Origin of the sequence: Virgibacillus halodenitrificans JCM 12304, from assembly GCF_001310895.1 — a bacterium.
GTDB lineage: Bacteria > Bacillota > Bacilli > Bacillales > Amphibacillaceae > Virgibacillus_Q > Virgibacillus_Q halodenitrificans.
Genome location: NZ_BAZS01000010.1, coordinates 26525 through 41850, shown reverse-complemented (window position 1 = coordinate 41850; position 15326 = coordinate 26525). Strand labels below are relative to the sequence as shown.

The following is a 15326-nucleotide window of genomic DNA, read 5'->3' as shown; positions in this document are numbered from 1 at the left end:
GGAGATTTTATTGAGAGCAGTTAGTTCTTTTTTTGAACGAATGGTGCAGCGGTTTTTACCTGATGCCTATTTGTTCGCTGTTATTATCACGTTTATTGTATTTGTTCTGGGAATATTATTTACAGACAGCTCAGCCTTTCAGATGGTCGAGTATTGGGGAAATGGATTCTGGGATCTGTTGGCATTCGGGATGCAGATGTCACTTATTGTAGTTACTGGATACATACTTGCCAGCACAAAAATTGTTAAAGGAGTGCTTACAAAGATTAGCAAACTGGCAAATACTCCTGGTCAAGCGATTTTGCTAGTTACCTTTGTTGCATCGATTGCGTGTCTGATTAATTATGGATTTGGACTTGTTGTAGGGGCGCTTTTTGCTATTCATATTGCCAAACGGGTGCCAACAGTGGATTACCGTGTGCTCATGGCGAGTGCATATAGTGGTTTCCTTCTATGGCATGGCGGGCTTTCCGCTTCAATACCGTTACTCATTGCGACTCCGGATCATTTTCTCCAGGACACGATGGGAGTTATTCCTGTATCGGAAACATTATTCAGCAGTTTTAACTTATTTATTGTGTTTGTTCTATTATTTACATTACCTCTCTTGAATCGTTATTTGATGAAAACAAGAGATCAGCTGTATCACCCAGATGCAAATCTTTGGCAAGAGGACGAGAAGGAAGATGATGATGCTATTTCTGCAACTGCGGAGATGACTCCTGCAGAAAAATTAGAGAATAGTAGAATCCTATCTATATTGATCGGTGTCTTTGGACTGCTATTTGTCGTCTTCTTTTTTAGGGAGAATGGGTTTGATTTAAATATTAATATCGTTAACTTTACGATGTTGTTTCTTGGGATTATTTTTCATGAGACCCCGAGACGTTTCCTTAACAGTGTGGCAGATGCTGTAAAGAATGTTGGCGGGATTATTATTCAGTTCCCGTTTTATGCAGGAATCATGGGGATGATGGTGGCATCCGGGCTTTCCCAGCAAATGTCGCTATGGTTTGTCAGTATATCCAGTGATTTCACCTTCCCATTATTTACTTTTTTAAGTGCTGGGCTTGTCAATTTCTTTGTACCATCTGGTGGAGGTCAATGGGCAGTACAGGGGCCAATCATGATTCCAGCAGCGCTCGAGCTTGGTGTGGATACAGCCAAAACAGCAATGGCTGTTGCATGGGGAGATGCGTGGACGAACATGATTCAGCCATTCTGGGCATTGCCACTGCTTGCCATTGCAGGTTTGAAGGTCAGGGACATTATGGGATTCTGTGTCATGATTCTCATTTACAGCTTCATTCCAATTTCCATTGGACTATTGTTCTTTTAATAAAAATCTCCGGCAGTCTGCACACTGCCGGAGATTTTTTAGTAAGGAAAGATAAAATATTTTAGAATTGCTAAGGCCAGAAATATCAGCACTACGAACAAACACAGGATGGCAGACGTATAGGCTTTTTGCTAAATGAAGTAAATGCCTCTTAATAAGAAGAAAATAAGTGCAACAAAGAAAACGATCTCTCCATAGATCATATAATGTTCTCGATCAATGTACTGGAGCAGGACACTTATAATCCCTATCGTTATCAACATGCGGTTACTGATGGCGAAGAACTTATTTCTTTCATTTGTTGGTTTAATAGGAAAACCTCCACTTTTATGTAGTTAGCTATTTCTGTTAATAGTACTTCACGAAAGAAAATTTTTTGTTTGTGATAGGAACGTACATTCCTATATGGTATACTGATTCTAACAATAGACTGGCTTCACATGAGGGGTTAAGGTGCATCTTTTTCTTCCTGGAACTTTTCCATGGAAGGAGGCGTTGCCCATGGATATGTATAGTGTATTAACGCTGATGATTTCATTCGGCATGTTAATTGTGTTTATCATGTCCGAGAATAAAAAATAACCCCTCATGCAACTAAGCCCAGTGCTAAGGGATTATATTCCTTGTGTGCCTTCCCCTCTTGTTGGGGTTGGTCTATTGAAACCGTTCCATGTTAGAGCATGGAGCGGTTTTTACTATGTTATGTTTATCTATAGTAATTATACCACAGGTAGCATAGTTGTAAACCACTCTTAGCCCCTAACCTTTTCCATTCCGTTGTACTTAAGACAATGATTAATTATGTATGTTAAATATTAAGTTAACAACTTAATTTAGTTTATAATTTAAATAGGAACATACGATCTAATGGGGAATACTATTCTTAACAATAGACTGGCTTCAAATGAGGGGTTAAGGCGCACTTTTCTTCCTGGAAACTTTCCATGGAAGGAGGTGTTGCCCATGGATATAACAGATACGTTAACGCTAATGATTTCATTTGGCGTTTTGATTGTATAAATTATGTCTGAGAATAAAAAATAATCCCTCACTGTGCATTGACCAGCCATGAGGGATTATATTCCTAAGTGCGCCTTCCCCTTTTGTTGGGGTTGGTCTATTGAAACCGTTCCATGTTACCAGCATGGAGCGGTTTTTAATATGTTATGTTTATTTATACTTATTATACCACATGCTTGATTATTGTAAACCAATCCTACATCATAGCATTGTCCGTTCGGTTGTACTTAAAACAACGTTTAATTATGTATGTTAATTATTAAATAAGCAACTTAATTTAGTTCATAATTTAAACAAGAACATACGATCTAATATGATATACTGATTTTAACAATAGACTGGCTTCACATGAGGGGTTAAGGTGCACCTTTTTTCTTCCTGGAACTTTTCCTATGGAAGGAGGTGTTGCCCATGGATATGTATAGTGTATTAACGCTGATGATTTCATTCGGCATGTTAATTGCGTTTATCATGTCCGAGAATAAAAAATAACCCCTCATGTCACTAGGCCACGTGCTTAGGGGTTATTTAGACCTGCTTGCACCTTCCCCTCTTGCTGGGGTTGGTCTATTGAAACCGTTCCATGTTAGAGCATGGAGCGGTTTTTAATATGTTATGCTTTTCTATACTTATTATACCACAGGTAGCATAGTTGTAAACCAATATCGGCATACCCACACCGTTATTGCATAAGGTAGATTTTTTTACTTCCAGGAATCTTTCCAGCGATCAGTGTCTCTAGCGTAACCACAAAAACACGAAATATTTGTTGGTTTTCTGGGATAAAGTGATCTATGTCATTTAGTAACTAATGTGAATCCGCTATAATAACATCAAAGCCGTAACCTCGGGGAATAGACAATGGTCTGCTGTCCCATCATGTTGGAGTTTTTTTAAACTGCTATACAAATTGCATTTTTCTACAATAATGAGGTGAAAATAGTGCAAACACATTTGGATATGAAACGAATTAATACAATAAAAGAAATTCTGCTTAAATTGAAGCTTGGAGACTCAGAGCAAACGATTCAGGACGCTTTTGATGAGCATGTTCAACCTTTGGGCAAGACAGATATTTTATTGATTTTACAGGAACTAAAAAATAGCACTGCAAATGATTTTAATATGAACGATATCAGGAATTTTTTTGATGTATATCTTGAACTGTACGATCATTCTCTTCAGGCTATTCATGTTCCAAATGAGGATCATCCAAGTCACCCTATTCAAATTTTCAAAAGGGAAAATCAGGCGTTTGCCTCTATATTAGATCGGGTGAATAGCCTTGTAGAAGCGATTGATAATGACCCAGGGCATCCCACAGATCAACTAATGAATGAAATGATTCAGTTGGGAAAGATTTATAGTCATTACAACCGGAAAGAAAAACTCTTTTTTCCGATACTGGAGCGTTATCGCATTTATTCCATTTCACGAATAATGTGGGCAGCGGATGATCGTATCCGCACATTATTTAAAGGTACCAAAAGAATAATGGAGAAAATGCCAGACATCGATTTTCATTATGTCAAGCAAGCTTATTTCGACTTGGAAAATGCATGTAGAGCGATGATGCTGGAAGAAGAATATTTGCTATTACCTATCACACAGTCTATTTTTAAGGAAGCAGACTGGTTGGCCATTGCAAAGGAAAGTAAAGCATTTGGTTATGCAGTAGATGAACCGGAAGAAACCTGGAGTCCTGATGAGGCATTAGGTAATAATATCACAGAAAAGCAATCTGACACGCCTAACGAGGAACATTTGCGATTTGGCGGTGGTTACTTAACGATTAAAGAAGCCAACCATATCTTGAATAATTTGCCCCTGGAATTAACGTTCGTTGACAAAAATGGCATTTTTAAATACTTTAATGAAATCGTAGAGTCATCACAGATGATGTTTATCCGTACACCAACTTCCATTGGTCGGAATGTAGCCATGTGCCATCCCCCAAAGAGTATGAAGAAGGTCATGCAGCTCATCCAAGATTTAAAGTCAAAGAAACGAGAGTCAGACACAATGTGGTTCAAAAAGGAAGATGAGTACGTCCATGTTACGTATAAAGGTGTGTTCGATGAAAACGGAGAATACTTAGGGATATTAGAATATGTTCAAGATATTCAGCCATTTCTGGACTTAACGCGTGAGGTAAAGAGAGAATTAAGGTAAAAGATTTATTTCCGAGTATTAAATGTAGCTGAAAATAAAAATAACCCCTCAATGTGCAAGCCCATTGCTGAGGGATTATTCCTAAGTGCGCCTTCCCTCTTGATGGGGTTGGCCTATGGAAGCCGTCCCATGTACCAGCACGGAACGGTTTTTATATGTTATGTTTACCAATACTTAATATACCACAGTAGGATGGTTGTAAAAAGATCGCCAGCTATCGTTTTCCAATTTAGCCAAGATTAAATATCCTAGCTTCAATACTAGCGAAAGACTAAACGTTATCTAAAAAGCACTGAAAATACCTGTTCAAAGGAATTATCCGTATAAATCTATACTTTTATTTAAAAGCATCTTGAGTAGTTGGATCATTACTTAAAATACTATTTTTATACAACAAATAATAGGTTGCTGCTGACCAGCTGAAGTTTTTTGTGCTAAGCCCTTTCCCATTAAGCGGATTGTAATTTTCGTGAATTGGGGCATTACCCATTAAACCTTCTGCGTGGTTAAATAATTTTTTAGTTTGCTTCATTGCTTCGTTATTAAATCCATAATTTTGTAATGCTTCTATTCCAAATAGAGCTTGATCCAACCAGACTGGCCCACGCCAATATGCATCCGGGCTAAATTTCGGGTTATCTTTTGAAGCCGTTGGAAAAGGCATATACGTATTGAATTTATCTTCATCCATCATATTGTCTTTAACTGTTTTTGCTTGCTTATCTGTTGCTGCGTTGGCCCAAAGTGGAAGCCATCCTTCAGTTCCTTTTCCTCTGTTAACTAATAACTTTGATTCAGATCCATCCTCATTTATTTGAAGGTCATAAAAATAGCCTGTTTCTTCATCATACATATTTTCTTGGATGTACTTCTTCAGTTTGTCTGCATCCTCTGTTAATGTTTTCTCATCTTTGTCTTTACCCAGTTTAACTGCCATAAGTTTCAAGAAGCCTTTTTCAGCATACAGGTACGAATTTAAATCAACAGACTCTTGGTTAATAGAATAGCCTACTACTTCATTATTTCGTTTGTTTTCAAATACTTTTACGCCCACATCTTCTTTACCGCTTCCTTCCTTATCAAAGCGGGTAGCATTGTCCATGCCACTTTCCCATGCAGCAGCTTCAATTACCGCCTCGTCATCAAGCACAGGTTCTCCATTTTCACTTTTTATAATTTCGCCGTCTTCATTCGTTTTCCAATTGGCCTCACTCACCATGCTTCCGTATTCAGCAACACCATTATTGTCATGGTCACGGTTTGTATACCACCACTTATGGTAATCCATTAATTTAGAATACATTTCTTCTAACCACTCTTTATCTTCGGTTGCTTCATAAATATTCCAAACGGCCCATGCTGCCAAAGGTGGCTTCGAATTCCGTTCGTTCCAGTTTCCGCCTTCTCCACCACGGGAATAGTCCTGGTTATAGAAGATAGCATCTATAATCGCACCTTCATCCTGTGGGCGAACATCATCATTAGATTTAATCTGGTAGTCGAACAATGCTCGCATATTGTTCTTTGCCAGTTCAGGGTTAAATTCTGCTAAAGCAACATCTGCTTTCCAAGAATCCCAGCTCCACATACCCATAAACCATTTATAAGACATGGAAGGAACTATTCCGTCATGTTTAATGGCTCCAGCAGGCTCTGCCAATTAGTCATTAAGGTTTCAATTGATTTTACTGCTGCATTTTGATATTCTGGGAAGTCTTTTACATTGTCTCCAGTAAAGGTTTTATCCAAATAACCTTGCCATCTCTGATTATTTTCTTTAAAGTAATCTTTTTGTTCCTTCATATAATCAGATAATTTTTCCTTTTCGGCAGAAAACTCATCTTTAGTAAACGTATAAGATTCCGTTGTGTAGGTTTCAAACTTTTCACCTGGCTTTATACTTACTGGATCTTTTAACGTAGATTTGTAAGTTAATCCGTTTATATCAGTACTGACTTTTTGATCGTGAGAAATATAGTACTTCACTTCATCTGTAGCGAAATAGTTCCATTGTTCCCGTACTTCGCTAAAACTGACTTGTATAGCGTTTTCATCTTTTTGAAGGCTTGTCCCAATATCGATTGTTTTATCTCCATCTATAACCTCATCGAAAACGGAACCGTTCCAAGAAATATTTAATTCCAAAGGTTCTTCACTAGTGTTTTCAATATCTGTACGTATTAAGGCAGAACGATTACTTACAAAAATCAAAGATAAGTTTAACGTAAAATCACTCAGCTCATATTTTTGTTCTAATCTACCAGGATAGGATGACAAATCAATATACTTACTCTTACTTAAATCATACTTTTCATTCGTTTCTTTATTTGTAATTTGTATACGATTAATAGAATCTGAAAGGTTAACTGGATATTCTTCACCAACAATTAATGGCCCGGCAAAACCGCCTAATAATTTTTTATTATCTTTCGCAGGTTGATAGTACCCATGCCATGCACCAAGATCGGAAAAATGATTAAACTTATTTGTTTCATATACCCCATGTGCTTCATTAGTTGGATTTGCTGATAGATCCAATAAGTTTGCAAAATGATCAACATTTTCTCGAGCTATACTTGAGTTGCTACCGGTTTCACCTGCTGAATCAGCGTTCGAATTATTGCTTGTACTGTTTTCTTTATTTTCGCATCCCATAAATATAATGGAGATAGCTATGATACATAGACCTAAGTAAAAGTTTCTTTTATTCATAGTTAATCCTCCTTGAATTGTATGTACTCACTCTTCTTTCTCTTTTTGCATGCTTTTTTGCTGGGGGGATTTTTCAGTCAATGTGTTTTTTTTATAAATTCAATTCAGCTGTAGAAAACCTCCTATTTCTTATTGAAGCCTTTTACACAACAAAAAAAGGCATGAGTAGAAATGACGAAAAGCACAGATAAAGATAGGGTACTTATATCTGTATTTCATCATATTATCTACTCATGCCTGATCGAATCAGTAACACGTAGGTTAAAGATATTGTTGTGAATTATTAGTTATATGGGGATGGTAAAGTAACTATACGACACATCCCAATTGGTCATAAATTAAACATAATTATCATCGGCTTCTCACTAAACTATAACATGGTAAGAGTTATTTTTCCAATAGATTGATAATTAAGTCATTAGGGAACTTACCGTATTCAGTTAACAAAGTCGGGTGATTGTAAACCAACCCATTGACAGTTAAGAAATTCATTATCACCATCCAAAAAATCTGTTAATTAAACGCCTACTGTATTTTTCAATGCGCCTGCCGCTTTTGCCCGGATTCTCGTTGCATTACCAGGCAGGTAGGCTAATGGAACATATTCTAAATCAACGATAACTAGCTGATCTGGATCTGCTCCTGCATTAATTGCTTCTTCTTTTGCCATATTTTTAGCAACTTCTATTGTTTGCTCGCGTCCAAGGTCATCCATGGCAAATATTTTTTCTACTTCTCCACTAACCTGTGAGATGGCGGAACCAATCGCATTTGCTACACCAAAGTTTTCTGGTCGGATGACTTCGGAGGCTCCCTGTAATTCTTCCGGCAGTAAGATGCTTCCCCCACCAACTAGTATGACTGGCATATCCTCGGCACTTGTTTTCATTTTATCCAATGCTTCCTCTACCATGCCTACCATCTTGGCATAGATATTTTCAAGCAAAGCTTTATCAAGGTGAGCCACTTTTGCTGGATCTCCAAGCTTTGCTTTTCCAAGTCCAACAATAACATCTGTCGTAGTTAATGTGTCTCCTCCAAAAATCAGTGCTTTTTCTTGCAGACGGTACCCGACACTATGTGGTCCAATTTGGAAGGTTTGATCTTCATGAACCTGGATAATCGTGCCACCGCCGAGTCCGACAGACATAATATCCGGCATACGGAAGTTCGTTCTGACACCACCAATTTCTACTGCTAAAGAGGATTGACGCGGGAATCCATTTACAAGTACGCCAATATCTGTCGTCGTTCCTCCTACATCGATTACCAAGGTATTGGATTTATTGCTTAAGTAAGCAGCTCCTCGCAAACTATTTGTTGGTCCACATGCGATTGTCAATATCGGGTAACGAACGGTGTATTCTACCGACATTAGTGTACCGTCATTTTGGCCGAAGAAAACATCTGCCTCAATTCCTTCTTGCTCCAATGCTTGGATAAACCCATCTGCTGTGGATTTAGCAACATTCACGACAGCAGCATTTAGTATTGTTGCATTTTCCCTTTCAAGCAGGCCAACATTTCCAATTTCACTTGATAAAGATACGGCTACATCATCTCCCAAAATCTCAATGATGATTTCTGCTGCCCGCTCCTCATGTTTTTTTGTCACGGGAGAGAAGACGGAGGTGATAGCAACAGAGTCTACCTTCCCTTTTATTTCATTTGCGATTCGATAGAGATCTTCCTCATCCAATTCGGTTATTTCCCTGCCATCAAATTCATGGCCACCTTTTACAATATAGGAATGTTTCCCAAGAATTGCTTTTAAGTCATCTGGTACACTAAGCAATGGTTTAATAGCAAGCGTCGCTGGTGCACCAATACGTATAATGGCAATATCATTCAGCCTTTTTCGTTCTACGATAGCATTGGTACAGTGTGTTGTACCGAGCATAGCGTAGTTGATATTACGAACATCGACTTTCGATGTTTTTACTACTTCATGTAAGGCCTGATAGATTCCGCTGCTGACATCTGTGGAGGTTGGTGCTTTTGTTTGTGCGATGACATTGTAGGAGTCATCCAAAATGACAGCATCTGTATGTGTTCCGCCAACATCAATTCCAATTCGGTAGTTTGCCATATTAAGCTTCCTCCTTTTCTACTAATTGTTCGACTGGTAAATAGTCCAGATCATATCCGAAATATCGTGGACCTGTTGTCTCAATTCCTTTATCTGTTCGCCATTTACTATGTGCTGGCATGCCAATTACCGTACAACGGGCACCGTAGCGTAATCCCTCCGTAGTAATGGGCATTCCGGTGTCTGAATCCAGTACCGCAATTAAATCAGGAGTCATGCACAATGTTTTGTCTTTTGTTTCAGCAAGTAAATGTTCATTTTGAAAGCGGAGATACAACTCGTCCTGTTGATACTCCTCCACCCCTTCAATTGTTGCCGTACCGCGGGCGAACCCTGTTTCTGTCTTCCGATCAACATCAACAACCTTGCCTTGAAACAGCTTGTAGCCATCGGTTAGTTTTAACACTTCTGTAATTGGATTGTAGTTATGCGTCTTGGCCTCTCTAATTGTTCTGCCAATTTGCTCTTCTAATTTTAAAATATGATGGATGGAGCTGCGTTTGACTGTTTTCCCATCCATAGGATAGATGGAGAGCATGACAGAGCCACCCATTTCCACTGTTGCAGAACGTGCAATTCTCTCTGCCCAGACGTTGTTTACTGTATTCAACACAGAGTTATTTCCTTTTTCATCTGCAAGAACCATTGGAGTTGCCGGGACACCTTCCAAATAAAATGTTACCATCTGCAATTCAGGAAATGCTCGTCCCATTCCATCTGCGTCAACTACGGGTAAACCCAATTGGGCTGCTAAGGCAAATGGTAATAGAGAGTTCACACCACCTGCTTCGATAGGCATTGTTGCATAAACCTCTTTGCCCAAGTATTTTTGCAATGATTCAAAAGCACCCACTGCCTCTTCCCCACTTGGAATTTTCTCTACCATCACAGTTGGCGCCCCCATCATGGCAGATGGTACGACAAGTGCGTCATCTGGCAGCTCATCTACATCTAATAATTTTACTGGGCCATTTTCCTCAATTGCTTGTAATGCCATTAATTTTCCGATGTACGGATCACCACCGCCACCTGTTCCTAAAAGAGCTGCACCAATAGCAATATCTTCTATTTCCTGTTTACCTATTAATCTCATGAAACTTTTCCTCCCTTTGCGTGTTGTTCTATATCACTCGTTGCTGTTTTGTTTTTTATCACTTTTCCGACAATTAATTGTAAAATAAAGGCGACAATGAATGCATCAAACCCAGACGCTCCTGTGAGTGTAAATAAACCAAACCCACTTGGGGCGGCAGTTGTCATAAATGCTACGAGTGCAGCTATAATCCAGATAGCTACAGATAGTGGTTCTACATTTTTTGTCTGGTCTATTTTTTCAAATTGGTACTTCTGTCGGTTCACTAGAAAATCAGCTACGTAAATACCCCCAATAGGTGGTATCAGCGCACTTAGGAAATTTAGAAACGGGATAAAGTTTTCGTAAATACCGGATACTGCCATTCCTGTACCAATTGCTCCTGCTGCAATAGTAATAATTGATTTAGGAACCTTCTGAAAAATGACGGCAAATCCTAGCGCGGAGGAATATAAATTATTATCGTTTGTTGTCCATTGTGCAAGAATTAAAATTAATAATGCGGCAGTGCCCCATCCCAAGCCAAGCATAATCTCAACAATATCAACCTGTGTTGTCGCTTTTGCGAGAATGATAGAGATAATTAATACAATACTAAATCCTAGAAAGTACCCAACGAAGGAAGATATCACTGCATCTTTCGTAGAACGGGCATAACGGGAAATATCTGGTCCAATAATAGCTCCTATTGCCAGAGAGCCAATAATTAATGATACAGCAGAACCAAATGTTAATGGATCGCCGATGATTGGTGCTTGAGAAATCGATTCTACCGATTTACCTGTCATCACCTTGACCAATGAACTGATCAGCAGGATCCCAAGCAGTGGTACAGCAACCAGACTAAGTTTTTCAATAGCTTTATAGCCAATAAAAGCTGTGACAGTCATTAGAATTCCACCTGTGATTACCAATGCCAGAACAGGCAAATCAAGAGAAAGGCCGTCTAACAATACGTTGCGCAAGCTGGACCCAAATAAGGCAAGCTGTACACCAAACCAACCAAATAAAGCAATTGCGAGTATGATGGAAACTGCGTATGCTCCATATTTACCTAAGGCAAACTTAGAAACTAGTGCTGTCGATAAGCCTGTCTTGGCACCGACTACACAGCATAAAGCACTTAAAACAGCCAAAATGAAAGATCCTAAAAATGAAGCTAGTATTGCTTGTGTAAATGGCATCCCTGCACCTAAGGTTCCACCTAACACAACTGCTGATAATGCAACGATTCCTCCTGTCCAAACAATAGATAATTTTATCCATCCCTTTCGCTTATGTTGGGGAACAGGCTCCAATTCATAGTCTTCCGTCAAATCAAATCTATTTTCCATTTCGTTTCACTCCTTTTATTTTGTTATCGTTTATTTTCCAATTCCAAAAATAGGGTATGAATCATTTCATCAGCCAGTACGACTTGTTCTGTAAAGTCTCCCCCATCGTATAAGTTAATGCCCCAGAACACCCCGTTTGCTATGAGGACGTATTGCTTAATTGTCTTGTCTACCTCCTTGTCTGTGATTGCCGGATAACTCGCCTTCATGGCATCTCCAAGCGAATTCATCAACCAATCATTATGATGCCTTAAATGCTGTTGAAGATATTTCTTGATTTCCGGTACCGGTGAAGTGACGAGTGATATATAGGCAATCGTTCCTTGTTTATCTCCGGTATGGTGACTTACAAGGCCATGTAGCATCGCTGAAAATATCTCTTCCACGGAACGATCTTTATTCTCCAGCAGGATTCGTTGCATTTCCTGAAAGTGATTCTGGAGTAGCTGTTGAAAAGCAGCAATGAACAGCGCTTCTTTATTGTTATAGAAAAAATAGATAGATGCCGGTTTGATTCCCACATCATCTGCAATCCTCCTCATGGTTGCCCCATCGTAGCCAAATAGAGCATACTGCCGTATCGCAGCTTCAATTAATTTTTGTTTCAAAACATCACCACCTAACAAGTGTTAGGTAGATTATAGTGGTGTATTTTTCGTTTGTCAACGAGTTTTTTAATAATTCATTCAAAAGTAAATATTTAACTTTTTCTTAAAACGCTTACATTTTTGATGGTAGGAAAGGTGAGAGGAATGCAAACGGAAGAAAGCAAAAAAACCCCAGCACTCGAAGGGAGAGCTGGGGTTTTGATTGAATTTATTATGTCCGAGAATAAAAAATAACCCCTCATGTGCTTTGCAAGGACTCTTGAGGGATTATATTCCTAAAAGGCGCCTTCCCCTCTTGTCGGGGTTGGTCTGTTGGAACCGTTCCATGTGACAGCATGGAGAGGTTTTTACTATGTTATGTTTTTCTATCCTTATTATACCACATGCCTGATTATTGTAAACTAAACTAATGGTGACATACTTATTTCAATGTGATTTATATCTCCATTCCGACGTCAGCAAATGTAGCCATATTTTTCAGCATACTGACTGCGGCATCTAAAATAGGGAATGCTAAAGCTGCCCCAGAACCTTCTCCAAGACACATATCCATGTGCAACATTGGTTTAAGCCCCAAAAACTCGCTTGCCATCTGTCCACCTGTTTCTGCAGAAGCATGTGAGGCGATAAAGTATTCCTTTGCTTTAGGCTCTATAGAAGCTGCAAGGATAGCAGCAACTGTTGAGATATAGCCGTCCACGACTACTGGGATCTGATTTGCGGCTGCTCCAAGCATCACGCCTGCCATGCCGCCAATCTCCAGTCCGCCTACCTTTGCTAGTACATCCAAGGAATCTTGCGGGTTTGGCTGGTTTACTGAAATCGCTTTTTCGATTGTCTCCACTTTGTGTGCGATACCACCCTCACCAACGCCAGCTCCTCTACCAGTTATAACTTGAGGCGCATAATTTCCTAAAACAGATAATATTGCGGTACTGGGAGTAGTATTACCAATGCCCATCTCGCCAGTTCCGATCACTGTTATTCCTTTTTCAACTTCCTTGTTAACTATCTCAATTCCTACCTCTATTGACTTAATGGCTTCTTCCCTCGTCATAGCAGGCCCTTTTGTCATATTAGACGTCCCATTCTTTATTTTTCTTTTCATTACCCCAGCATCATCTGGAATTACTCCGTTCACACCAATATCCACTGGAACTATTTTTGCTCCAGCAGGCATTCCTATAGCACACACACCTGTTACACTTTTCGGAAATAGTAAGGTTTGGGCTAAGGTTACTTCTTGTGGATTGCTGGAAATTCCTTCTTCGTAAATCCCATGATCTGCGGCCATCACGATGATTGCTTTTTGATCCAACACAGGATTTAAATTTCTTGTAATCCCAACTAATTGTACAGCTAGTTCTTCCAGCTTCCCAAGACTGTTTATTGGCTTTATCAAGTTATCCACTCTCTCTCTTGCCTTAGCCATCAATTCCTTATCCAAGCTCTCAATTCTATCAATTGTTTTCTGTAATAATTGCATTTTAAATTCTCCTTTTTGGTTTATATTCAAAAATAAAAAAGCCTGCAGTTTATTCCATGTACAAATAAACTACAGACTTTTCCATCATCTATAACTAGAAGCAAAAGGCAGGTCTCCTGGCTCAGGGGTGTCGTTCTATTAACCTTCCCAGAATAACTTCCAGTGGTATTTCTAATAGAACCCCCTTCACAGTGGCGGGTCCGCTGAAGATTCTCACTTCATTCCCTATTCTCCCATATGGGCACCTACTGCTCTCATTCACTATTCTATTAGTTCAAATTATAATAGAGTCAATGGATGAAGTAAAGGTACAAAAGATATATAAGACCATGGTTAAAGATTACGGCTGCCTGCTACCCTAGTCCTGCCGACTCTCCATTAGTACTAATTGCCTCTTTCGTTCTAGTCCTCCTCTATATCCAGTCAATTGTCCGTTTTTACCAATAACCCGATGACAAGGAACAACAAATAGTAGCGGGTTTGCACCTATCGCAGCTGCAGTTGCACGGATAGCAGTTGGCTTTTGGAGCTGATTTGCAATCTCGGAATAGGTTTTTGTTTGTCCATAGGGGATGTTTCTTATTTTCTTCCAAACAGCTAATTGGAATTTGGTTCCATGCATATCGGCAGCAAATGTAAAAAAAGTTCTTTCTCCTTTAAGATATTCTTCAAGCTCTTTGGCATATGGTTGAATTTCCTCATCTCTTTGTTCTATTTGATATGCTGGCAATTTTGCTTTCACCCAATCCACTAATCCTTGAACATTAAAGCCAACATAGCAAAGGCCAATTTCAGTAGCTGCAAGATACAAGGTCCAGCTTTCATATGTCCTATTGCTCCAATAAATTCTTTTCAATTGCCCTTCCTCCCTTTTTCCGTTCTAAAACATCTTGGGGAACAGCCACATATCTTTTTAAATTGCTTGTAGAAGCTGGAGAAATTCTGATATCCGACTTGAAAACAAATTTCGGTGCTATTCTCTTTCGTAGTTACTAATAATTCCTGGGCTTTTTGAATTCTGAGGGTGGAGAGGTACATCTGTGGTGTGTAGCCTGTCTTTTCTTTAAACGTCCTACTTAAATAGTATTGACTAACACCAACATGCATCGCTAGCTGGGCTATCGTTATATTACTGGCATAGTTCTCTTGTAAATACTTCTTGGTATCTTCTATAATTTCCAGATGTGGATCATATGTATTCTCCAGCAAATCAGGCCGACACCTTTTACATGGACGGAAGCCTTCTTTTCTAGCTTCTTCTGCATTAGGAAAGAAGCATATATTTTCATAATTTGGAGTCTTTGATTTGCATGATGGCCGACAAAAGATACCAGTTGTTTTTACTGCATAGAAAAATTCACCGTCATATTTATGATCACAATCCACTGCTGCTTTCCACATATGAGCTTTCGTCAGTGCAGCTTTCATGTGCAGATCCCCTCCTCTAAATTGTGGAATTTTGGTCTTGCAAAA

The 15326-nt window shown here is 39.1% G+C and carries 12 protein-coding genes and 1 riboswitch; of the genes, 3 read left to right on the top strand and 9 right to left on the bottom strand.

The genetic code is table 11. The annotated features are described in order from the left end of the window. The first annotated feature begins 10 nt into the window (after window positions 1-10). The 3 genes from JCM12304_RS07435 to JCM12304_RS07430 all read left to right on the top strand — a co-directional run bounded on the left by JCM12304_RS07435 (window position 11) and on the right by JCM12304_RS07430 (window position 4531). Window positions 11-1339, top strand: coding sequence for a short-chain fatty acid transporter (locus JCM12304_RS07435; protein ID WP_060679448.1), 1329 nt, complete (start codon window positions 11-13; stop codon window positions 1337-1339). Window positions 1340-2206: 867 nt separating this feature from the next. After that, the gene (locus JCM12304_RS20465) at window positions 2207-2359 is read left to right on the top strand and encodes a putative holin-like toxin (RefSeq protein ID WP_440130098.1); all 153 of its coding nucleotides are present in this window, start codon (window positions 2207-2209) and stop codon (window positions 2357-2359) included. A 942-nt stretch (window positions 2360-3301) separates the two neighbouring features. After that, window positions 3302-4531 carry a DUF438 domain-containing protein gene (locus JCM12304_RS07430; RefSeq protein WP_060679446.1) on the top strand — a complete coding sequence of 410 codons (1230 nt, stop codon included), beginning with the start codon at window positions 3302-3304 and terminating at the stop codon, window positions 4529-4531. A 337-nt stretch (window positions 4532-4868) separates the two neighbouring features. Here JCM12304_RS07430 and JCM12304_RS20005 read toward each other — a convergent pair whose 3' ends face one another. From JCM12304_RS20005 to JCM12304_RS07390, 9 genes are all read right to left on the bottom strand, one after another. Then, the gene (locus JCM12304_RS20005; protein ID WP_256200785.1) at window positions 4869-6191 is read right to left on the bottom strand and encodes an MGH1-like glycoside hydrolase domain-containing protein; all 1323 of its coding nucleotides are present in this window, start codon (window positions 6189-6191) and stop codon (window positions 4869-4871) included. After that, window positions 6152-7243 (bottom strand): trehalase domain-containing protein, encoded by a 1092-nt coding sequence (locus JCM12304_RS20000; protein ID WP_172675263.1) that lies wholly within the window; start codon window positions 7241-7243, stop codon window positions 6152-6154. The genes JCM12304_RS20005 and JCM12304_RS20000 overlap by 40 nt, the downstream gene beginning before the upstream one ends. Window positions 7244-7760: 517 nt before the next feature. After that, a complete protein-coding gene (locus JCM12304_RS07420; RefSeq protein ID WP_060679444.1) occupies window positions 7761-9332 on the bottom strand; it encodes a hydantoinase/oxoprolinase N-terminal domain-containing protein in 1572 nt (523 codons plus the stop codon). A 1-nt stretch (window position 9333) separates the two neighbouring features. After that, entirely contained in the window at window positions 9334-10425 is a 1092-nt protein-coding gene (locus JCM12304_RS07415; RefSeq protein ID WP_060679442.1) for an S-methyl thiohydantoin desulfurase family protein, read from the bottom strand. Continuing rightward, window positions 10422-11759, bottom strand: coding sequence for a cytosine permease (locus tag JCM12304_RS07410; RefSeq protein WP_060679440.1), 1338 nt, complete (start codon window positions 11757-11759; stop codon window positions 10422-10424). Before JCM12304_RS07410 ends, JCM12304_RS07415 begins: the two co-directional genes overlap by 4 nt. Before the next feature lie 23 nt (window positions 11760-11782). Further along, window positions 11783-12367, bottom strand: a complete 585-nt coding sequence (locus JCM12304_RS07405; RefSeq protein ID WP_060679438.1) for a TetR/AcrR family transcriptional regulator — start codon at window positions 12365-12367, stop codon at window positions 11783-11785. 436 nt (window positions 12368-12803) lie between these two features. Next, a complete protein-coding gene (gene cobT / locus JCM12304_RS07400; protein WP_019377208.1) occupies window positions 12804-13853 on the bottom strand; it encodes a nicotinate-nucleotide--dimethylbenzimidazole phosphoribosyltransferase in 1050 nt (349 codons plus the stop codon). An 89-nt stretch (window positions 13854-13942) separates the two neighbouring features. Further along, a riboswitch (cobalamin riboswitch) is annotated at window positions 13943-14117 on the bottom strand. Window positions 14118-14211: 94 nt separating this feature from the next. Next, window positions 14212-14709, bottom strand: coding sequence for a methylated-DNA--[protein]-cysteine S-methyltransferase (locus JCM12304_RS07395; protein WP_019377209.1), 498 nt, complete (start codon window positions 14707-14709; stop codon window positions 14212-14214). Further along, on the bottom strand, window positions 14706-15281 hold the full coding sequence (locus tag JCM12304_RS07390) for a bifunctional transcriptional activator/DNA repair enzyme AdaA (RefSeq protein ID WP_019377210.1): 576 nt from the start codon (window positions 15279-15281) through the stop codon (window positions 14706-14708). Before JCM12304_RS07390 ends, JCM12304_RS07395 begins: the two co-directional genes overlap by 4 nt. Window positions 15282-15326: the final 45 nt, after the last annotated feature.

Bases quoted from the DNA above. Each gene is read 5' to 3' on its own strand.
- JCM12304_RS20465 (WP_440130098.1), top strand. From the start codon at position 2,207: ATGGGGAATACTATTCTTAACAATAGACTGGCTTCAAATGAGGGGTTA.
- JCM12304_RS20000 (WP_172675263.1), bottom strand. From the start codon at position 7,243: ATGAATAAAAGAAACTTTTACTTAGGTCTATGTATCATAGCTATCTCC.
- JCM12304_RS07420 (WP_060679444.1), bottom strand. From the start codon at position 9,332: ATGGCAAACTACCGAATTGGAATTGATGTTGGCGGAACACATACAGAT.
- JCM12304_RS07415 (WP_060679442.1), bottom strand. From the start codon at position 10,425: ATGAGATTAATAGGTAAACAGGAAATAGAAGATATTGCTATTGGTGCA.
- JCM12304_RS07410 (WP_060679440.1), bottom strand. From the start codon at position 11,759: ATGGAAAATAGATTTGATTTGACGGAAGACTATGAATTGGAGCCTGTT.
- cobT (WP_019377208.1), bottom strand. From the start codon at position 13,853: ATGCAATTATTACAGAAAACAATTGATAGAATTGAGAGCTTGGATAAG.
- JCM12304_RS07390 (WP_019377210.1), bottom strand. From the start codon at position 15,281: ATGAAAGCTGCACTGACGAAAGCTCATATGTGGAAAGCAGCAGTGGAT.